The 22,449-nt window shown below is 37.5% G+C and carries 14 protein-coding genes; 6 read left to right on the top strand and 8 right to left on the bottom strand.

The window, feature by feature from the left end; genetic code table 11:
- Nucleotides 1-652: 652 nt before the first annotated feature.
- The 3 genes from F0919_RS07995 to F0919_RS08005 all read right to left on the bottom strand — a co-directional run bounded on the left by F0919_RS07995 (nucleotide 653) and on the right by F0919_RS08005 (nucleotide 5,308).
- Nucleotides 653-2,629, bottom strand: coding sequence for a T9SS type B sorting domain-containing protein (locus F0919_RS07995; protein ID WP_150032233.1), 1,977 nt, complete (start codon nucleotides 2,627-2,629; stop codon nucleotides 653-655).
- Between the two features lie 53 nt (nucleotides 2,630-2,682).
- Nucleotides 2,683-3,075, bottom strand: coding sequence for a hypothetical protein (locus F0919_RS08000; protein WP_150032234.1), 393 nt, complete (start codon nucleotides 3,073-3,075; stop codon nucleotides 2,683-2,685).
- Between the two features lie 907 nt (nucleotides 3,076-3,982).
- A complete protein-coding gene (locus F0919_RS08005) occupies nucleotides 3,983-5,308 on the bottom strand; it encodes a cellulase family glycosylhydrolase (protein WP_150032235.1) in 1,326 nt (441 codons plus the stop codon).
- A 278-nt stretch (nucleotides 5,309-5,586) separates the two neighbouring features.
- Between F0919_RS08005 and F0919_RS08010 the strand changes: the two genes are divergently transcribed.
- A complete protein-coding gene (locus F0919_RS08010) occupies nucleotides 5,587-6,846 on the top strand; it encodes a putative DNA modification/repair radical SAM protein (RefSeq protein ID WP_150032236.1) in 1,260 nt (419 codons plus the stop codon).
- A gap of 10 nt (nucleotides 6,847-6,856) precedes the next feature.
- Nucleotides 6,857-7,618, top strand: coding sequence for a TIGR03915 family putative DNA repair protein (locus F0919_RS08015; RefSeq protein WP_190277315.1), 762 nt, complete (start codon nucleotides 6,857-6,859; stop codon nucleotides 7,616-7,618).
- A 568-nt stretch (nucleotides 7,619-8,186) separates the two neighbouring features.
- On the opposite strand, the gene F0919_RS08020 is transcribed toward F0919_RS08015, so the two are convergent.
- From F0919_RS08020 to F0919_RS08030, 3 genes are all read right to left on the bottom strand, one after another.
- Nucleotides 8,187-11,249, bottom strand: a complete 3,063-nt coding sequence (locus F0919_RS08020; protein WP_150032238.1) for a PAS domain-containing hybrid sensor histidine kinase/response regulator — start codon at nucleotides 11,247-11,249, stop codon at nucleotides 8,187-8,189.
- Nucleotides 11,250-11,760: 511 nt separating this feature from the next.
- Nucleotides 11,761-12,693, bottom strand: a complete 933-nt coding sequence (locus F0919_RS08025) for a hypothetical protein (RefSeq protein WP_150032239.1) — start codon at nucleotides 12,691-12,693, stop codon at nucleotides 11,761-11,763.
- A gap of 311 nt (nucleotides 12,694-13,004) precedes the next feature.
- Nucleotides 13,005-14,363 (bottom strand): AAA family ATPase, encoded by a 1,359-nt coding sequence (locus tag F0919_RS08030; RefSeq protein ID WP_150032240.1) that lies wholly within the window; start codon nucleotides 14,361-14,363, stop codon nucleotides 13,005-13,007.
- Nucleotides 14,364-14,517: 154 nt separating this feature from the next.
- On the opposite strand from F0919_RS08030, the gene F0919_RS08035 reads away from it, so the two are divergent.
- From F0919_RS08035 to F0919_RS08045, 3 genes are read left to right on the top strand one after another with little or no spacing between them, the layout of a single operon-like run.
- Nucleotides 14,518-15,546, top strand: coding sequence for a cyclic GMP-AMP synthase DncV-like nucleotidyltransferase (locus F0919_RS08035; protein WP_150032241.1), 1,029 nt, complete (start codon nucleotides 14,518-14,520; stop codon nucleotides 15,544-15,546).
- Nucleotides 15,533-16,195 (top strand): hypothetical protein, encoded by a 663-nt coding sequence (locus F0919_RS08040; RefSeq protein ID WP_150032242.1) that lies wholly within the window; start codon nucleotides 15,533-15,535, stop codon nucleotides 16,193-16,195. The genes F0919_RS08035 and F0919_RS08040 overlap by 14 nt, the downstream gene beginning before the upstream one ends.
- Nucleotides 16,196-16,213: 18 nt before the next feature.
- Nucleotides 16,214-17,179: an STING domain-containing protein gene (locus tag F0919_RS08045; protein ID WP_150032243.1), complete on the top strand. Its 966-nt coding sequence runs from the start codon at nucleotides 16,214-16,216 to the stop codon at nucleotides 17,177-17,179.
- A 640-nt stretch (nucleotides 17,180-17,819) separates the two neighbouring features.
- On the opposite strand, the gene mnmE is transcribed toward F0919_RS08045, so the two are convergent.
- Nucleotides 17,820-19,217, bottom strand: coding sequence for a tRNA uridine-5-carboxymethylaminomethyl(34) synthesis GTPase MnmE (gene mnmE, locus F0919_RS08050; RefSeq protein ID WP_150032244.1), 1,398 nt, complete (start codon nucleotides 19,215-19,217; stop codon nucleotides 17,820-17,822).
- Nucleotides 19,218-19,513: 296 nt separating this feature from the next.
- Between mnmE and F0919_RS08055 the strand changes: the two genes are divergently transcribed.
- On the top strand, nucleotides 19,514-20,374 hold the full coding sequence (locus F0919_RS08055) for a BadF/BadG/BcrA/BcrD ATPase family protein (protein WP_150032245.1): 861 nt from the start codon (nucleotides 19,514-19,516) through the stop codon (nucleotides 20,372-20,374).
- 105 nt (nucleotides 20,375-20,479) lie between these two features.
- Here the strand turns inward: F0919_RS08055 and F0919_RS08060 are convergent, their stop codons facing one another.
- Nucleotides 20,480-22,429 carry a peptidylprolyl isomerase gene (locus F0919_RS08060; RefSeq protein WP_150032246.1) on the bottom strand — a complete coding sequence of 650 codons (1,950 nt, stop codon included), beginning with the start codon at nucleotides 22,427-22,429 and terminating at the stop codon, nucleotides 20,480-20,482.
- Nucleotides 22,430-22,449 lie beyond the last annotated feature (20 nt).

Here is a 22,449-nt window from a genome sequence, read left to right on the forward strand (position 1 = left end):
GTAATCTATATTTAAAGATATAATTTTATAATTGTTGATAATCACGATAGTGTTGGTAATCCTTCTTGCCTTTATATTTTTGATTTCAGGCACTGTCAACTATTGTGTTTTATGAAAAATTTAGCATCTGGATGAATGTATATTTCGGTCTTATTAAAAAAACATGAGTTACCCTTTTTACTTGTTTTAAAATTCAAAACATCTTTAAGGGTGAGTTCCAGCAGTTGGCTTAATAAGCAGACTAGCAAGGAAATAGGGATGATTTTAAACAAGATTTATAGGGCAACTCATGGCGTATCCGACCGAGATACATGGTAAAGATAGAATGGCTTTTTATCATCAATACAATACGTTAGTTATGTATTTTAAAATGCTATTTGTAATAACTTATATTTGCAATGATCTAAAATTCAGTGGTAACAATAAAACAACATTCGGAAAATAATACTTATTCAAAAAAATAATTACGCAACATTCAGTTGATGCAGGCATAATGCATTCATAAGATTAATTTAAAAAGGCAACTATAATTGATTATGTCTTCAGTAGTGTTTTATTTCATCCTTTTAAAGATGAATAACAAAAACGGCAAGCTATTTAAGCTTGCCGTTTGAATAGTTCAATGTTTTTTAATACTGATTTTTACAGCATATTAATTTGCCAGCGTAACGTCACCTTTTATTACCGACTCTTTTTTCAGTGGATCCTGTAAAGAAAGAATATAATAATAGGTTCCTACATCACATTTTTTGCCGTTAAAGGAGCCATCCCAACCATCACCAAGTTGTTGTTTGGTATAAATGCCATACACCTTTTGTCCCCATCTGTTGAAGATAGAAAAGTTGCGTATGTCATAATCCCTGATGAATTGCGGTCTGAAGTAATCATTCATGCCGTCACCATTCGGTGTGAATCCGGTTGGAATAAAAACAGAAGGCGACTGCAAAATTTTTATGGATAACGTAGCAGTGTCCCTGCAATTACTTTCCGTCTCTCCGGTTACTGTAATGTATGCTGTTCCCTTTTCATGAAAGGTGATACTCTGCTGTTTCAGGGTTTGATTGGGAAAAAGATTTGCAGGCTGCCAGCTTGTTACTTGAAAATCCTGATTTCCTGTAACAGTCAGTTCTACAGGAATACCAATCTCGGCTTCCGTTGTTGAAGCGTTTAATGATAATGTAAAATTCTCGACGTAAACGGTTACGCTTGCATTGCCTTCACAATTAAGTTCATTGACCACACGCGCTATATATTCAGTCGTTTCTTCCGGCATTACATTAATAGTTGCGCCCTGCGGGTAGCCGTCCCATGTTACGGGAAAAGCAGCATTTGCTGTCAGCGTTATACTTGCTCCTTTACAGATAGTTAGATTATCAGAGACGTCGACCTGTGGCGTAGGCAATACATTCAGGTAAACTTTTTTATACACGCTGTCGCAACCCGCCGCAGTCTTAATCGTATCTGTAATCTCCTGGCTCATTGTATAAGGCACGCCATTGTAAACAATAGACTGGCAACCGGACACAGTATCTCTTATTTCAGTTGTAGTTATTGTTTGAATTTGTATAATCATGTTCACAAAAGCGCTGTCACAGCCTAACGCAGACAATAATGTATCGTTTACAACTGTCGATGACGTATAAGTAACCCCAATAAAAACCACAGGTTGACAACTACTTATTATTCCATTTACAACAATAGGAGTTACAACATCCAAATGTAAATGAATGATGCTGTCACAACCCAATAAAGTATTAAAAGTATCGGTATAAATACCTGTTGTGGTTAGTACACTGCCATTAAAATTGTAGGAATTGCCCTGGCCGATGCAGGCATAAATATCATAATCAGCAGAACCGCTCACATTGGTCAACATGCTGTTAATCCATGTTGCATTTGCTGCATTGTTTGGTGCTCCGGGTGTTTCGTCCGTAGGAGCATTGCCTACATTGTAAGCAGCAGATGATGTATATTGATCATTAGTGAGATAATAATTTTTTGCACCGCCCGAAGTCGTTTTATTAATAACAGCGCTTGTAGCGGAAGTCAGGTTGCCATAGGCAATAGAATGTACCGCAGTGCCGGGAGCAGCAGGATCAACAACAATAACAGCATCACCTGTATTGGCAAGGCCTATGCAGTTCCATGCCGGAGAAGCTGTATAAGCAGTGGTTGATGGATAGGAATAGGTAAGCGAAGATGGTGAGACCGGTGTTGCTGTTGTGCCTTCTATTAACGGAGAGACAGAAGATAATACATATACATTGTCATTATTGGCATCAGTAGGATCATCTGCCAAAGTTATTACCGGATTTTTATCACTCATATTGTACAACAATATAATAGAGCCGTAAGGAACACAGGACCAATTGGGATCATTGGAAAAACGTATATGGCCCGGTGCAATTCCTTGTCCTCCCGAAGCGCCGTACCATCCGTTATTATCATCTACAATCCATCCTCTTATATCTATGCAGCTATCGCCTGCGCAGCTTCTTTGGCCTACAACAACCAACTCTATATATTCCTGTGCACCATTGGCCCCCTGTGAAAATTCATTGATAATAAGCTGTGCTCTTGCCGTACTGAAGAAAACAGATAATACAAGTAAAAAGAAACGGAATTTCATAATGATATTTATTGCGCAAGCCTTTAATCCTGATAATTTGATTAGGTTTTAACTTATTGGCTTATTGCAGTTGCATAAGAAAATTTACCTAACGTTGATTTTTTATTTGATACATTGATCTCGCTTAACTCCAGTGTATTCCCTACATTTTTATTGATGCTGAACAGTATCTTGGTCTTAACCAACGGAGCAGATGTCTTTTTTCGGTTCCTTGCTTTACGCAGGTTCTTTTTTGTACAATTCTGTACCTGATTGTACAGTTCCACTAATTCGCGTACTTCTTTAACCTTCTTTGTGTATTCGTTGTAAATCTGTTTTAATGTTTCCAGATTGGTTCTGAAAACAATTAAAACATCTTCCGCTTCTTTAGTTTGTTGATATGTTTCAATATTGTTCAGAATTAATTCACTAAGCCCCTTATGTGTAGCGGGAGTTATATTTGTCATTGCAATTGGTTTTTAAAATAGTTCAACACGAAATCATACACATCAAATGGCCGGGTTGAAATTGAAAACAATCATTTCATTTAACGCAGGACATCTGAGTTCTTTCGTGCAAAATTCACCAAAAGGCAAGCACATACCTATAATTCACTTGTTATGTTCTTAATAGTTGCAATTGTATTTTTTTGTAATTCAATGCATTACAAGAATTAATTCGTGCAACTTAACAGTAACTTAATGTTGATATTGTATTTATCATCCAAGGCTTACAGCTATACTATAAAGCAAAATTCTGCTTTATCAATTTTAATTTGACAGGCTAAAAGAAGACTATATAAGTAATTTAGTTTGGTATGGAAATGAAATTCAACGTTGATGAGAATGTTTATTGTAAAATCATTTGAATATTAAATAGAAACCGGAAAGGAAACCGTAACAAGAAGTTAATCTTTTCTGCCCGAAAAATTGAATCAATTTTGTATCCGTTCTCTTCGAATACTCAATTGAAAATATCTTAAATAAAGCATCATGTTACCTGATGAAAATAGCGCCGGTACAAGGTTGCAAACTGAAAGGCCATGCCCGAAATGTAAAACAGGGACTTTGGATCAACGCCTTCCAAGGTCAGGATTTGTCAGGTTTTTTTTCTTCTGGCTAAACCTTCAACGTTACCAATGTTATAAGTGCATGAAGAAATCTTATATTCTTGTCTGAATCTGTTTTTCAGAATAAGTTGTTACGGAGATAAGAGAAAAGCAGACACCCATAAATCCCTTGCCGGCAAGGGTTTTATGGGTGTCTGCTTTAATATTGATTACATATAAGGCTATTGGAAAAGCTGCTGATAATGGTTAACGAATGGCCTATACTCCCGATATTCAAATCCTGATAATGTTCCATTCTTCATCAATTACTCTTTTATAAACTTTCTGCGATAAGTATTTCCTTTATCATCCGCAAATTCAATAATGTAAATACCTGCAGATAAATTACCGGTATAGGTCGTACTTACGGTAGCTTTTTTATTGGTAAAGATGTTATCCATCTTTTGCCCGTTTATATTCCATACACTTATGGCTTCTACCGGAATGTTGTGTGCCGATGAAATGTTTATATGATCTGTAGCCGGATTAGGATAAAAATTCCAGTCACTTTCTGTAAGTTCATTTATACCCGTTGCAGGATTATTGAAACAAGCCTTAACAGCATGTGTTGCCAATCCAAAGCTGGTATCATTTACGATGGTTGCCCCATAAGGCATCAAAGTATTAAATTGCCCGTCTGTCGGAGCGCCTGGAGTATTGGCGGTCATGTTTCTTATACTGCATTCATCCCTGTTCCATGTCCAGGCAAGCCATCCCACATGATCATTCTGGCAATATTGTAACAGGTAATTATACCAAAAGAGTGTGTCACAATTTGCATCTGCATTGCCTGTTTCGCCCAATATGATTGGGAAGGCTGCCTGGCTTATCTGCCCGGCCATTATACTCATTGTTTGAAGCGTGTTATTCCAATATCCGTGTACACTGATGATAATGTTATGCAAAGGATCGTAGTCTTCCAACGTTGCTCCATTATTTAATGCCATATTTAAGTCAATGCCATAGTTTGTGGCATCAATCATTATAGGAACGGTAACACCTGCATTGCGCATACTGGTTATCGCATTTTTATAATTGCTTACCCATGCCGGTATTTCGGCATTGTAATTAGTATCTAAATTATAATCCGGTGGCGGATACATTGCAGGGCCAAACTCATTGGCAAGGTTTACAATAAGATGCGATTTATGCGAATGAATAAATTGCAACACCTCAGGCTGCAGCCACCATGATAATATCCGGTTGTTAAATTCAGTATAATCCTTAGAGCCCGTCAAATCGTGCAACTCAACAATAGATACAATATTTGCACGATCAAAACGGCTGACCACACTATCCAGATCGCTCAGCGAATAGGCAGGGCGTGAAGATTGCCCGTAATCAGCGTACCATTGAATACGTACGGTGTTAGGGTTTGCCTGTATAATTTGTGAACTCAGTTCACCATTGTTGAGGTTTGAAGGAAAGTTCCAGTCATCCAGCAGGGAATAATTGATACCTCTGGGGATAAAGATATTGCCACATGGATCAATAATGTTTTTCCCGCTTACGGTAAAAGTAACATTGGTTTGTGCAGTAACGATGCTACCTGAAAAGCAAAACATGGCGGCACAGATAAATAAAATTTTCATGGTATTTTATCTTTGAAAGATGGTATTGGTTTTTTTAGGGTGTAAAGATAGGATAGGGGTTTTTAGAAAAACTGTAATTAAAATGGAACCATCGTTAATAAGTAGTAAAAATAGCTACGTTCATAAAATCATTATTAAATCGTTTTTGTAACAGAAAAAATAATATCGCATACGTAAGAGCAAGGCTATAGGCACATTAAAAAACTGCCGGATTTTATACCATTTTCTCCCGCTGATTTAGTCTTTTCATCTTATTTTTATGGTTCAACGACCAGATAATGAGTGAAAGAATCCGTGAAAAATTATCCATTTTAGCAGACGCCGCAAAGTATGATGTTTCATGTGCTTCGAGTGGAAGCAACCGCAAAAATAATAATGGTGGGGTAGGCGATACCGGCAATGGTATCTGCCACAGCTATACCGAAGACGGGCGTTGTGTTTCTCTTTTAAAAATATTGCTGACTAATTTCTGTATCTACGATTGTAAGTTTTGCGTATCGCGCAAAAGCAACGATGTAAAAAGGGCCGCATTTACGGTTGAAGAAGTGGTATCCCTGACAATGAATTTTTACAGGAGAAACTATATCGAAGGACTGTTCCTAAGCTCCGGCATTTTTAAAAATGCAGATTATACAATGGAGCGTATGCTGGGCATTGTAAAGAAATTAAGATTAGAAGAAAAGTTTAACGGATACATACATTTAAAAACCATTCCCGGTGCGAGTGAAGCATTGGTTACGGAAGCCGGCCTTTATGCAGACCGTATGAGCATTAATCTTGAAATGCCTACGGAACAAGGACTGCAAATGGTTGCGCCTGAAAAATCGCATAGGGAAGTAGAGAAGGAATTAAATGTCGTAAGAAATAAATCCATTGAATATAACAGTGAGCGGAAGCTTATAAAATCGGTACCGAAGTTTGTGCCTGCAGGACAGAGCACGCAGATGGTAATCGGCGCTACGTCCGAAAATGATAAAGAAATATTATTAACGGCGGATAGGTTCTATAAAGACTTTTCGTTGAAGCGGGTGTATTACAGCGGTTATATTCCTATCAATAATGATGACAAAAGTTTGTTACCCCTTATCGGTACGCCTCCGCCCGTTATCCGCGAAAACCGTTTGTATCAGACGGACTGGCTGATGCGCTTTTATGGTTTCTCGGTACATGAACTTGTGAATGACGAGCATCCGGACCTCGATCTGGATGTGGATCCGAAACTGAGCTGGGCATTGCGTAATGCGCATTTGTTTCCGGTAGATATTAATTGTGCCGATTATAAACTGATATTGCGTGTACCGGGCATTGGTGTACGCTCGGCGCAGAAGATAGTGGCTGCACGGCAATTCGGTAAGCTTCATATCTATCAGATAAAGAAGATGGGTATTGCTTATAACCGGGCGCAACATTTTATCAGATGTGCAGATTCGCCTTTCAGCCTGAAGAATAAAAATGCCGCTGAAATCAAGCAGACTATTTTGCAGGAAGGGCAAAGCAAATGGGTACCGAAAGCGCCGGCACAGCTTTCACTGTTTTAATACGCTTCATATGATATCTTATATTTTTGACGGATCTTTTTACGGATTGCTTACATGCATTTTTGAATCTTATGAACGCAAACATAAGCAGGTGAAGCTTTGTATGGAAGAAACGTTTGCGGCTGAGATGTTTGGCGATGCTATAACTGTTTATACCAATAAAGAAAAGGCACTGAGGGTGTGGAAAGGATTAAATGAAAAGACAGATGCCACACACCGCCAGGATTTTTATACAGGGTGGTATGCCGATGATATCAGGGCCTGGCAGTTGATGTTTGATTATGCTTTATACATCTTCGATAATGTTGCAGGTATTGATAAGAATTACGGGAATGATTTGGTGCTGGGTTTAAGCCGGATTGCAAAAAAGGTATCGCGCGAGCGGCATAGAATGAAAGCGTTTATACGTTTTCAGAAAGGGGCAAACCGGTTGTATCATGCAGTTGTGAATCCTGACTATAATGTATTGCCATTGGTGGCGGAACATTTTCAGCGGCGCTATGCCGATCAGCCCTGGGTGCTGTATGATGAGCGGCGTCATTATGGTTTGTATTATGATTTAAAGCAGGTGCAGGAGGTTATTTTTGAGGATGCAGAAGCCAATGCCATAGCAGTACCGGAAGATGTGGTACTTGACGACTGCGAATCACTATATGCCACACTTTGGAAAGATTATTTCAATAACACCAATGTCAAAGAACGGAAAAATATGAAGCTTCATATACAACATGTTCCCAAACGGTATTGGAGATATCTTACAGAAAAGCAATGAAGCGCTGTTGCCCTTCATAATGTCACGGTTAAAATCCGGACGTTATTCTTATAGCAGGCGGTGTAAGATGTGTCCGACACCTCAAAAGTGCCGGACGCATTTTAGTTTTATACTGTTTACCTCATCTGCTATACACCCCCGACGACATATACAAATACCTTGGCACGAGATATATAGACCATTGACAACAGATACAAAGACTTTAGCACGAGGTACATAGACCATTGACAGCACATACAAAGACTTTGGCACGAGGTACATAGACCATTGACAAAAGATACAAAGACTTTAGCACGAGGTACATAGACCATTGACAACAGATACAAAGACTTTAGCACGAGGTACATAGACCATTGACAACACATACAAAGACTTTGACACGAGATACATAAACCATTGATAGCACATACAAAGACTTTGGCAAGAGATATATAGACTATTGACGACAGATACAAAGACTTTGGCAAGAGAGAGGTAAAGCATTGACAATATATACAAAAAACCTTCGCATGAGACACGTAGGTAATTTAATGTGTATTAAGGTTAAATATATATTCAATTGATTTTGTCAGCTTGTTTGTTGATGTTCATTCAGCACATTCAACAGATATTGGATTTCTGTTTTTACAGCCTGTTCCATATCCGTTATTTTTTTATCTTCAAACAGAGTCAGTTGCTCTAATTCATAAGCTAATTGCGATAAAATTTCCATACCCGACATCAGCGCGGAACCTTTCAGTTTGTGGGCCTGTTGTTTTAATTCCGGAAGGTTTTTATCCCTGACAGATACGGCAATAGCAGCCATAGACTTTGTCAGTTCCTTTTCACAGATCTTCATCAATTCATGTAAGGCCGGAATATCATCGGGGAAATAAGCTTTCATCACTTCTATATCAAAATGCTTTTTTCCGCTTTTTACGGAAGCTTTCCGGACAGGAGCAGCGGAGCGGGTTTTCCTATGAATTTTGCCGGGTATCTCATTGGTTTTTACCAACCATGATGCTATCAGTCCGACCAGTTTTTCTTCTTCGAAGGGCTTGGCAATAAAGTCGTTCATGCCTGCGGCAATGCACTTTTCCGATTCCTGTGCAAATGCATTGGCAGTAAGGGCGATTATCGGAATCGTATTATCGATATGCTTCCGGATATAGCGTGCGGTTTCCAGGCCGTCTTTGCCTGGCATGTGAATATCCATGAGTATCAGGTCAAATTGCTGTTTTTGGGCCTCTAGAATTTCAATAGCTTTATACCCGTCTTCCGCTTCGGTTACCTGTGCACCGTAATGACTTAAAATGGTTCCGGTCAGCAAGCGGTTCATTTCATTGTCTTCAACGTGCAGTATAGATTTGCCATCCAGCATATTCACATTAACAGGCCTTTGCACTGTAGCTTCTATGTCTTCTCTTTTTGCAACAGGGAAGCTTAAGCTAAAGGATATATTGGTGCCGACGCTTTTTTTGCTCCGGACATGAATGATGCCGCCCATTATTTCAACAAGCTGCTGCGTAATACTCATGCCCAGTCCTGTTCCACCGAATTTCCGTGTGATGCTTTCGTCTTCCTGGCTGAATTTATCGAAAAGATGATGGAGAAATCCGGGAGACATGCCGATGCCGGTATCTTTTACAGAAAATAAAATCTGCTGTTTATTATCGGTTGTTTCTTGTAACTGACAATCCATTTCAACCATACCTTCATCCGTAAACTTAATGGCGTTGCTAAGTAAGTTCATCAGGACTTGGTTTAAGCGGTAAGGATCGCCAAACAGGGCGTCCGCGATATTGTTATCGTAATGCAGCTGAATAGCGACGTTTTTTTCTTCTGCTTTATATTTTACTATTTGTGCAGCATTGCCGAGTAATGTTTTCAGATCGAAGGCTATGTACTCAAGCTTTACGTTACCGGATTCTATTTTCGAGAAGTCCAGCACATCGTTCAGTATGATGAGCAGATTATTAGCTGCATTTCTTATGGTATCGAGATACAGCTTTTGCTGCTTATCGAGCTGCGTCTTTAGCAGCAAACCGCTAATGCCCATAATGCCATTCATAGGCGTACGGATTTCGTGGCTCATATTTGCCAGGAATATCTCTTTGGCTTTTGCTGAGAATTCCGCATCGGCTTTTGCTTTGCGCAATTGCTCTTCCAGTTCTTTATGTGCCGTAATATCGAGGTGGATGCCGATGGAGCCTTTGAATTTTCCTTCTTCGTCGAACGAAGGCGCGCCGCTTATCAGCCACCATTTCAATTCGCCTTTCTTGTTTTTAACCCTGAGTTCGTTGGCATCTGCCTGACCTTCCTTTCTTCTTTTTATAATGTCGGCTACCAGTTGTGTAGTTGTTTCGCTCAATAATAATCGAGTTGCATTTTTGCCTATTAATTCTTCCTGACTGTATCCGCTCATTTTGCAGAAGCTATTATTGGCATAGATAATTTCTTCTTGCGGGTTAACTTCCACAAGCCCCAGATTCATATTTGCAATAATGTTGCGGTACTTTTCTTCACTTTTTTTCAGTGCGCGCTCAGCTTCAATACGAGCCGTTATATCTTGTGAGAAGCCAATTACATAAGGCGCTTCCTTATCGTTGTTGACAAGGTAATTCTGGTAAAGAAGATACAGTTTTTTGTTTTGTTTACTCAAAGTAACCATGATACCTTCGGCTTTGCCTTCCTTTTTTATAACGTCAAGATAGCTTTCTTTAAATGCATCTTTTTTATCTTCCGGTAACAGGTCGAATAAGTAGGTACCTACAAGTTCGTTGGTTTCGTATCCCAGGCTTTTAACAGCCGAACGGTTTACTTCCAATATCAATCCGTTCAGGTCATGCGTGCATATCAATGCCTGGCTATTGTCGAATATGCTGCGGTAGCGGCTTTCATTCAGCTTTACTTTTTCTTCTATTTTTTTTCTTTCGGTAATATTGAAACCATAAATGATCATGATTTCAAATTCGCCCAGGCTGTTGTACACAGGATGTAAAATGCGCAGATGGTATTCTTCCCTGCCGTCTTCGGTAATAAGCTTTTCTTCCCACTCCTGCTTCTTGCCCGACTTTATTACTTCATCGAAATGCTGCCTGCGCTTAATACTGTTTTCTACAGGCTTTCCACGGTACCTGTGAAAGTCTTCATCCGTCCTGCCGATTATCCATTCCCTCACTTCAGGGTTACTGATAGCGGTTGGGTTTACGAATAAATACCGGTGATACTGATTGATGATGGCAATATCAGCCGGTATCTGATTTAAGATCTGTTCATAAAAGGTTTTCTGATCTTTTAATAATTGTTCGGCCTCTATCCTGAGAGATACCTGTGTCTTAAGATAAGAGGCTATATTTAAAAGTTCATTATTGTTTTCAGATAATTGTGTATTGCTTATTTCTGCTACCGCGCCCTTTAATTGAACAATAGAGGCTTCTTTTATTTTGATTTCATTTTTCAGCTGCGCATTGATTTGCCCGTATTCTTCTTCCGTTGTGCGAAATGCTTTTTCTGAAAGCTCTATATCTTTTTCAAAAGCGTCAAAAGAATTACTTATTGCATCCAGGAAGGGTTGCAGCAATTCATTATTACGCAACGCTTCCGGCAATAATTCCTGAAGCTGTGTTTCCAGTAATTTATTCCTCTTCATAAAAAGTAGTTATAGTCATCGCCTTCATTTGTTCCCGACCTGACCAGCGATTGAAGCCTATAAAAGGTTTATTGGTGGTTCTATAAAGATAACAATACTTATATCAAAACAGACATGCAAGCAGCTATTTCATCATCCCGTATTTTTAAAAATTGATTTAGAGGAAACAACGATATGCATACCCAATTGAAGATCAACAAAACAACCCGGAATAAACAGATGTGTATAAGAATAAATGGATGCTTACAATTACTTCTGAATGCAATACAAAAAGAAAACCCTTGACGAGCAAGGGTTACAAGACTAAGTTGCAATGCTTATGTGTATAAATTACTTTCCAATACAGACTTAAGACTCCGCGCAGAAGCTGCCGTTGAATATTGTTAGTATGTGCGGGTTATGGAAAAATTAGGCTACAGAATATCAAGTTAATATTTTCCTTCAACAAATTATTGAATCGAATCATTTCTTAAATTCTTAGCGAAGCATCATAGTCATAATAAGACATGTTTCACTCCTTACTATTTATCTTAAAGTATACATTTACTACTTCCTCAAATTCTTGCAGAGTGGTGTCAATCCTTAATAAAATCATTTTACATTGCTCCTCTGTTAATACTTTAAAATTGTGAGCGAAATCATTTCTTATAAAACTGAAAATCGTCCTTAATTCTCCTCGATAACACTTAATCTCAGCTGAATTAAAATATTCATTGTTTTTAATTATTTCCTCTAAGTGAAATTCAACCAGTCTATGACCAAACAAAGAAACTTTATTATGAAATTGTTTAATAATCGTTTCTAATAATAATGAAGCCTCTCTGATGGCTGTATCAAACCTTCCTATTTTAATTAATGGTTCAGTTAAGTTATGCAGTTTTTCAGAAAGCTTATTTTCATTAGACAGCTTAATTAATTCTTCAAAGCCACATTTTGTCAAGCTTATAGTTCCGGTAATTATTGCACAGCCTTTATTATTCAAGCCATCTTCGTTTTCAGGTATTGGCTTCATATATTTTGTCTCTATCAATTGTCCATTACTACCTTTGGCATAGAGAATAATATTTCCATCTTTATCTTCGTGTAAGTTCTTTCCAACAATCTTCTTGAAATTTTGAAAGCGAATTAATTCAAAATCATAGTCACTTTTTTCGACTACGCCGTCAACAAAACCGCGCCTTTTTAACTCTATCAAGTCACTATGCCATATTGCCAAATGATAATATTTGATATCACATGGATTTGATAGATTTAATGGACTTTGATTAATCAATAATTTGCACCTGTCAATATCATCTATTTCATAGAAGGTTGTATTTGAGGGAAAATTACCTAACGCTTTTAAGGCGAACTGCCACCCAATGCCTGATGGATAATTTGGCCAATCGGCATGAATGGCAATTACTCCACCATAACCCAATAGCCCAGGAAATTTATTAAGCATAGATTATTTTATTGGGTCATTACTCTCAAATTTAGACAAAAAATAACATCTGTAATTCTTCTATCAAACTTTACGGTTTTATTTGAGAGTTTAAATACAGATTATTATGTGAATTCACAAGCAGTTGGTATAAAACAATATGAATATAATTCTCGCAAATCGCCTCTTAAAACAATACAAACCTAATGTAACATTAGATAATTACATTTGAAAACAGAAACTAATAACAATTAGCAATCGTATATTATTGAATTTATCACTTATGAGAAATGTAAAATGCAAGCAATTAGAAGAATATTATAAGTGAAATGCTATTCTTTTTCAGGACTTGTCAAATCAATACCATCAAACAAAGAGCCATATTGATTCCCCGTTTTAGGTGAACCTTTTCCTTCGTTCAAAGTTCCGGATCTATATTCTTCTTCAATTGATGCATTAATCCTAACTGGGTTTTTCGCAGTATGAATTGGATTGATACTAGATTCTCCATATTCATTTTTATCCACCAGCACCATCTGGTCTCTCCTGAGTTTCTTATTCATCAAAATCGTATTATGGGCAATAAATATAAGTTGAGATCCAACAACATTATTTTTTGGACTGTTAAAGGTTTCTATTAAAGTAACAATTAGTTTGGTATCTAAACTCGCGTCAAATTCGTCAACCCATATTAACTGCCCGTTTTTTAATGCAGATGCAAGAAAGCACGCTAAGATAAAATACTTTATTGTGCCGGACGATTCACTTTTTTGAAGATTGAAGTCAATATTTCCTAAGAATTTCTTTTGCTCATCGAAAAGTTTGTGTCCGGTATAAAGCTCAAAATTCTTTTGTTTATCTTCATAGATAACGTTTAATAAATCATTGTGGATATTAGTACTTGAATGAACTTCAGCAATCTTTTCGAAAATAGATTCAAATTCTAAATGAGCACCTTTGATAAATTTCAGAATAACATTTCTGTATTCTACATCGGTATAAATCTGGTATGCTCCGTTATTTACGGAATTGGCATAACTTCCAGTTAAAATAATATTCCCTTGAAACCATTTTGTAATCTCCGTAACCCTAGGAGGCATATTGTCTTGCGAAAGAAGGACAGACAAAAACAAATTTTGTGATGTTGTAAACATCTTCGCATTCTCGATCATATTTTGAGATTCTTTATTCCAAGACTTACTAATCTCGAAAATCTGTTGGCCGACGACCCTATTAAAAAGTAGATTTTCCCTTACGGCTCCATCAGCATAATAAAGCCATTCTTCAGATACACCGTGTCTCGTTATTTCGAAACCATATCTATACTTTGTCTGCTTCAAAATAAATACTGCTTCAAAATGGCTTGGCTTATTTACCATCGAAGTATTTAATCTAAAGGGTTCAACATCGAATTCCGTATTTTTTTTCCCAAAAGAAAATGAGTTAATAATCAGATTCTTATAAAAAGAATAAGCTTTGATCAAATTACTCTTGCCATAAGAGTTATGGCCATAGATTGCCATCGACTTTAACAAAGTCAACTTGGGGTTGTGATGATATGGTATATGCAAATTCCCTTTCTTCTCTTTTAATGCCTCCGCTGACATATCAAGAGTCGTCTTTTCTTTAAAAGAAAGATAATTGCCAACTGTGAACTTTAATACCATATGCCAAACATCAAAATTATGCATAAAATTCGATTTTCCACACCCTGTGCATAAGTATTCATTACAAAGTAAATGATTTGTAATTATTTTGCAAATAGAATACCCTGATAGCAATAAGAAGAACTTAAACACTATACATTTTGACTTAACTAATGTAATCAATGAAAATCACAATGAGATGCCTCCAATTTTATTCCTAATACTTGCTACAGGTCTAGCAATGAAAATATTCAATAAACATAAACTTCAAATCAATAATTCTATGGCAAATTGTCACAATTTATTTTACAGGTTCAACGAGGAAATTTCTATTACGACATCAAAGCGTAATAGACTTATTGACTCCAAGGAGAAATTGCGTGAACGTATTCGCAAATATTTCAAAGAGAATTATCCTGACTACGAACCGAAATTTTTTATTCAAGGTTCGTATAAAATGAAAACTATTATTCGCACAAAAGATGACATCTGTGATCTTGATGACGGTGTCTATTTCTTTCGGGAGCCTGATGTAACTGCTACAACCTTACAAAGTTGGGTTTATAATGCAGTCAATGGCTATACGTCGAATCCTTCACAACACCGAAAAAAGTGTATTAGAACAATTTTCTCTGCCGATTATGAAATTGATATGCCCGTCTATTACAAAGTAGACGGATCAATATATCAAATTGCTATAAAGAACGAGGGGTGGCGAAATGACGATCCAAAAGCCATGGTTGATTGGTTTAAAAGCAAAAAAGGAAAAGAGAAGTATTTATTAAGTGCAGTAAAATATCTCAAAGCGTGGTGTGACAATAAACGAAATGCAATGCCAAGTGGTTTATCTATGACTATTCTTGCCGCAAATGCAAAAGATAAACTTGTACTTGGTGAACGTGATGATATAAATTTAACTGATGTTTTAAAAGAGATTAAGAAAACACTTAATAAACAGTTTGAGTGTATTGTTCCCGTTGCCCCCAATGATAATCTTTTTGCAGATTATGACGAAAAGCGTAGAAGCAATTTTCTGACTGCATTAGACGATTTTATTATGGATGCAGATGCGGCTTTAAAAGAAGATAACCAACTTAAAGCAAGCAAACTATGGCGGAAACATCTTGGAGATCGCTTTCCTCTTGGTGAAGATAAATCAGAGGATAAGAATTCTAATACAAAGCTTATTTCTGGAATTGGACTTTCTTCACCTTATGGAACACTATAAACAATTTTTGAATGACATTAATGAGGTTCTTGAATACTTTCCTGAATTAAATCATATAGATAGAGATGGAGTACCAATTCTTTTAGGTTCTATTAATCTCATTGCAGAGGATGGAGAAAAATTGGACAGGTATGAAATTGAAATCCATCCACCTGCCAATTATCCGAATAGCTATCCATTAATATATGAAACTGGCGGGCGAATACCTCATAACATTGATTGGCATGTATACTCAGATGGCCACTTCTGTATAGCTGTGCCAATCCAAGAACGCCTGGACTGTTTAGATGGAATAAATTTAAAAGGTTTCATACAGAAACAAATAATGGGCTTCTTGTTCAATCAAACATTCAGAAGAAAAAATGGATATTTTTACAGGGAACGGGCTCATGGATTACTTGGCAGATTGGAGTTCTATAAAGAATATTTGAAATTAGAAGATATTAAAGCTGTATCTACTTCCTTACGAATAATTGCAACAGGGCTCGAATTAGGTTCTGATTCCAAATGTTTTTGTGGTGAAAACAGAAAATTTAAAAAATGTCACCGAAGAATACTGCGTGATTTAGAAAAAAAGGCTTCCAATTTGGTAAAAAACGACTTTAACGAGTTTAAGACTATGTTGCTCTATAAAGGGGACAGAAAATAATAAATAAAATCAAATTCTATGCGATCACAAATATTTATTGGTTCATCTGCAGAAGGACTTAGATACGTTGACCAAATATGTACCTATCTTGAACCTGTTGGTGACGTTGTCAAATGGACGACATCATTTACCCAAAACCGCAGTGCTTTGGATAGTCTTATTAAAAAAACAAAGCTATCAGAATTCGCGATTTTGGTTGCCACATGTGATGACCTTACGCTAAAAAGGGACGATATAAAGTCTACACCACGAGATAATATAGTATTTGAGTTCGGATTATTTGCAGGAGCAACAGGCATAGATAGAGCTTTCTTACTGGTAGAAGAAGCCGCAGAACTTCCTTCAGATTTGGAAGGGATTGTTGTTTCACGCTTTTCCGATGACAAGTCCAAGTACAATTCCCTTGAGAAGAAGTGTGCCGAATTAATTGAACATATTCGTAAAGAACAAGAAACATCTCAACTCGGATTGCTTCCCTCAACTGCATTAGCGCTTGGGTATTATCATTCTTTCATTAAAGGTGTTTGTGAGCAAATACGTGATGCAGGTATAATTAGTGTTGACAATCAAACGCTAAAAATAAAGAACTTTGAACTTTACATAATTATTCCTGCTGAGTTAGATAATAATGGTGTTGTAGACTTTAGGCATCAATACAATAAGGCTAAGGGGCTTGAACAAGCCCAAACACTTGCAGCCGCTAATACGCATAGGGGCTATCCCTTTCATTTTAAGATTGACCCCTCAGAGCAAGATCGAACAAAAGAAGTAGAGGTAAAACTATTTGACATTCCCACGACTCTTAATACCATTGTTGAAGCAGTAAAAATTTTCGTGCCAACTGAAAAAATTGGTCAAAATAGTGAACATGAATATTTGGAAAATAGAGAACTAAAGAACTTTGCAAAGGTTTTGAAGTATCTTGTTAAAAAGAATAGCCTCACACGCTCTTTAGTTATTGTCTCTGACAATGTAGTGTTGTAATAACTAATCTAATAGCTCCAAAAGAAAACTCAAATGAACCTATAATCAATTAGGTCATTTCGGTTTAATGTTTTATCGAAATACTGATTGCCATATTCAAATATCAATTGAACGTACAATCAGGGCAATATAACTTCATTAATTATAGAAATAATAGAGCAATCAACCGCCTCACGTATCAGTAGCAACTTGAGTATTGTTTTGTTAGATTACCTTATCCTTCACGACGATTACCCAACCAACATAAAAGAAATTCTAACGGACTTCAATATTATGTTCGATTTGCTCGATCTACTATCAAAGCTTGACACAACTAAATCAGAGAGCCCTCCTCATTAGCATTCCTGATCTTATTTCTCAGTTGTTTTTGATTGATAAAAGAGGGGAAAACCGTCTCACAAAAATGTCAGCAAAAAAAATACAACATAACCTCCTGCCATATTACTATTGGCTAAATAAAGATTCATGTCGTATCATAATGTTTTCAACATGTTTTGGTCCGTCTGAGTGGCCTATATTTTTCGTACCGGTCCATATCTACTTCAAGAAACTGTATCTAACGGATTATTGCGACAACTAGGCACAAAAAGAAAACCCTTGGCGAGCAAGGGTTACAAGACTAAGTTACAATGTTCACAAGTTACTTCCCAATACAAAACTTCCCGAAAATAGTTCCTAAAATATCTCTGTCCACATCTACCTGTCCCGTGATACTACCCAGATGATACAACGCCAGGCGAATATCCTGCGCCAGTAAATCACCGCTGAGATTCATGGCCATGCCTTGTTGTATCTCTTTGATATGTTTCAGTGTGCTTTTAAGGGAGGCCAGATGACGGGTATTATTTACAATGGCCTGATTTTCGTGGGGCAGATTTTCAACCTGCGCCGTCAACATCATTTTTAAGAGGTTAATATATTCCGCATCTTTGGTTGACATACGCATAGCGCCCATTAAATAAGGCATGATGGCGTCATCTGCCTGAATATTTTTTCTGGGTTTTGTATAATCGTGCAGGTCGACTTTGTTTTCAATCAATATGATAATCAATTCTTCCCGGTAAAAGCTTTTCAAATCTTTTAGCACCTCTTCTACAGTTGTATCATTTTCGTCGTACAGATACAACAATATCTTTGCCTGTGCGACTTTTGCTTTGGCCCGCTCCACGCCGATAGCTTCAATAGTATCGGTTGTTTCCCGTAATCCTGCTGTATCAATAAAACGGAATTTATATCCGTTGATGAAAAGGACATCTTCAATGCTGTCGCGCGTAGTGCCGGCTATTTCTGAAACAATGGCTTTTTCCTCGTTGAATAAAGCATTCAATAAAGATGATTTACCGGCATTGGGTTTGCCGGCAATGGCGACCGGTACGCCTTCTTTGATAACATTACCATATTGAAAAGAATCAATCAGTTGCTGTATAACGGTTTCAAGTCTTTCTAATGTATTGAAGAACTGTGTACGGTCTGCAAATTCAACATCTTCTTCCGCAAAATCCAGTTCAAGTTCAATCAATGCAGCAAAGGTTATAAGGTCTTCACGCAGCCTGGAAAGCTCTGATGAAAAACCACCCCGCATCTGATTCAATGCCAGTTCATGTGCAGCTTTGGAATCTGCTGCAATCAGATCAGCAACGGCTTCGGCCTGCGACAGATCCATTTTGCCGTTGAGGAAAGCGCGTTGCGTGAATTCCCCTGCCATGGCAGGTCTTGCGCCGGATTCGATACAGGCATTCAATATTTGCTGTAACACATAGGGCGAACCGTGCCCGCTGATTTCTACGGTTTCTTCTCCTGTATAACTTCTGTTTCCTTTGAATATGGATACAACTACTTCATCAATAATGCTGTCATCTTTCGGCGATACTATTTTACCAAAATGAATAGTATGCGAAGGCTGTGCGGCAAGGTTTTTGCCTTTGAAAATAGCATCCGTAATAGCAATAGCTTCAGGTCCGCTAAGTCTTATAACGCCAATTGCTCCTACACCCGCAGCAGTAGCAATGGCAGCAATGGTTTGTTCATTGGGAATCATGGCTGCAAAGGTAGGTTTTTAGTGGTTAGTTGATAGTGGCTGGTGATTTAGTTGATAGTGAATGAGGGTAATTCGCTATGTTAATATTTTGAAGGTATCTTTTAGCTGTGCCGAAGCAATATTGGAGCATATTATTAGTATAAGGAAGATCTAAAGAGGAAAAGCACCTGTTTTTCTATACATAGATGATTTTTACTAAAATTAAAGACAAAAATTAACGAATAAAATTATAGTTAAGGTTTGTACGAACGGGAAACATGCTTTACCTTTCCTTATTCAAAATTGCAATTGCATATATGTCATCAATATTGATTGCCGATAGTGGCTCATCCAAAACAGATTGGAGCCTTATCGGAAGTAACCATAAAACCAAACATTTTCAAACACCGGGACTTAATCCTTTTTTCAGGACAGAAGCAGATTGCCTGCAGCTGTTGAATGACGAATTGAAAATAAATCCGAAAAAGGAGTCCATTTCAAAAATCATTTTCTATGGTGCGGGTGTTAAGACAAAAAACGAAGCTGACTTTGTTGAAAAGATACTGAAGAAGCATTTTGGTGTAAAAAAAGTGGAAGCTCATTCAGATATGCTGGGTGCGGCAAGAGCTGCCATGGGAGACAAAAAAGGTATCTGTTGTATTCTTGGAACAGGAAGTAATTCCTGTTATTACAACGGTAAAAAAATAATGCAGCAAAATCCTTCTTTAGGGTTTATTATCGGAGATGAGGGCAGTGGGACCTATCTTGGAAAAAGGGTGTTGCAATATTTTTTTTATAACACTTTTGATGATGAGTTAAGAGAAGCTTTCAGGAATAAATATGGAGATGATCTTTCGGATATATTAAAGAAAGTTTATAAAGACCCGTTGGCAAACCGTTACCTGGCTTCATTTACACAATTTCTTATGGAGCATAGAGGACATTACATGGTAGAGAATATCATTGAAGATGCTTTTATCGATTTTCACCAGAGACATGTTTTAAAATACAGGGAAAGCTGGAAACATCCTATTCATTTTATTGGTACTGTTGCCTACGAATTCAAGGATATTATTTACAGTCTGCATGAGCAATATGGATTGGAAACAGGTAATATCATGAAAAGCCCGGCAGAGGGTTTAATAAAGTTTCATAAAGAAGAATTGGAGAAATCCTGAAAGTGTAGATGATATAGGTTTTAGTCCTATCTCTGATTCAATAAATATTACATAAAAGAGAAACCCGCAAATTAATTTGCGGGTTTCTCTTTTATGTAAACTCAATTATTTTATAACGGTCTTCATTGTTTTATCGTCCACTTTTACAGGATATTTTGCTTTGAGACTTGCATCCCATTGCTTTTCAAGATAATCCTGATAATCGGCAACTACAAAACCACGGGCTTCGTCCAGCGTTTTTTGTTCTGAACCAGGATGTAGTTTATTTACAAATACCATTGTGTAAGTTCCATCGTCGTTACGGAATACGCTGCTTGCTTTATCTGCCGCAAAATATTCTTTACCGACAGGGAAACGGGTAAACTCATAACGGCCCGATTGCTGACTAACCTGAATGCCTTCTGTTGTTTTACCTAAAGAGTCCAATGCCGCGGAAGCATCCAAACCTTTATCCAGAAGCGCTTTCAAACGAGACAAATCAACTTCGCCGTTTGCCTGGTAAACAGTTCCTTCAAAACCAGGCTGCCATTGATATTTGGCTTTATTGTTTTCATAAAAAGAAGCAAGGCCTACAGTATCTTTTGATGCTTTTGTCCAGACATTTTTATCCATTAAATCAAACAACAAGATACCATCTCTGTATTCCTGTACCAGATTACGGAAATCTGCATTGTTCTTTTCCAAATCAGATTGCTGTAAATCATTGATAGTCGAAGTCTGATACATTTTATACAAATCACGCAGCGTATTAGCGCGGTTGCCCATTAATGTACCTCTTGTAATACCGGAAGCATACACTACAAAATCATACTGCGTATATTTCTTTCCGGCCAATTCAAACAGGGTAGCAGTCTGTGTTTTAAAACTATCCGCATTGAAGGCATTGGTTTTGTTATCCTGAGCAGGCATTGTAGCAATCAGTTTATCAAGATTCTCCGGATAATCTTTGAAGTTATATTGCTTCTTCACTTTTTCCATGTAAGCTTCTTTGGCAGCTACGGCACGGCCGTCATTTTCTACCTTGCGTGTAAGGTTATCCAACATGCTGTCCAAAGGTTGTAATGGCATTTTCTTAACCAATTTAAGGATGTGAATACCATATTCGGTTTGTATAGGCTGGGATATGTCGCCGGCTTTTTTCAAACCAAATGCCGCGTCTTCAAATTCAGGAGAATATTTACCAACAGAAAACGGATCTAACAAACCACCTTTTTCATTTGAGAATTTATCGTCAGAATAAGTCTTGACAAGTTCTTCAAATTTATCACCTTTTTTCAATGCAGCGAGTACTTCATTCATTCTTGCTTTAGCATCGGTAATGCCTTGCTCACCTTTCGACTTTGGTGCCGCAATCATAATTTGTTCTACCTGTACTTGCCCTTTCGACGGACGACGGTCAATAACCTTTACAATATGAAAACCGAATTGTGTGCGGAATGGTTTTGAAACCTGACCAACAGCAGTTTTATAAGCAGCAGATTCAAAAGGATAAACAACCTGTAATGCAGTAATATAGCCTAAATCGCCACCTTTTACAGCAGAATATTTATCGTCGGAAAACGCCTTTGCCAACTGCCCGAAATCTGCTTTATTGTTTACGATAGCCTTATACAGGCTGTCAATTTTCTGATAAGCCCTTGCAGAATCATCATTGGGACGAAGCGCCACAAGGATGTGCTGTACATGCAGCTCTTCCTTCATACGGTTGTAAGCCTCGTTCACCAATTGTTTGGTCACTTCTTTATCGGATAAATAAGTGCGTGCCAACTGACCTTTATAATTATTCAACTCACTTTTCACGGCTGCATTCGTATCCAATTGCATTACCTCAGCTTCTTTAACCTTCATTTTGAACAAAGAATAAAGATCAACATATTGATTCACAGAGGTTGCACTGAAATCAGGTTTCTTTTGTGAATTATTTTTTTGATAAACTCTTAGAAACTCCTCTTTGCTTACCGGATTAGGGCCGTAAGTAAACAAAGTTTGTGCCTGTGAAGAGAGGGCGGTAAATACCGTACTCACGCCAATGGCCATTGAAAAGATTAAACGCATATTTCTATATTAATAGTTTT

The sequence above is a fragment of the Taibaiella lutea genome, from assembly GCF_008629695.1.
GTDB classification, from domain to species: Bacteria; Bacteroidota; Bacteroidia; order Chitinophagales; family Chitinophagaceae; genus Taibaiella; species Taibaiella lutea.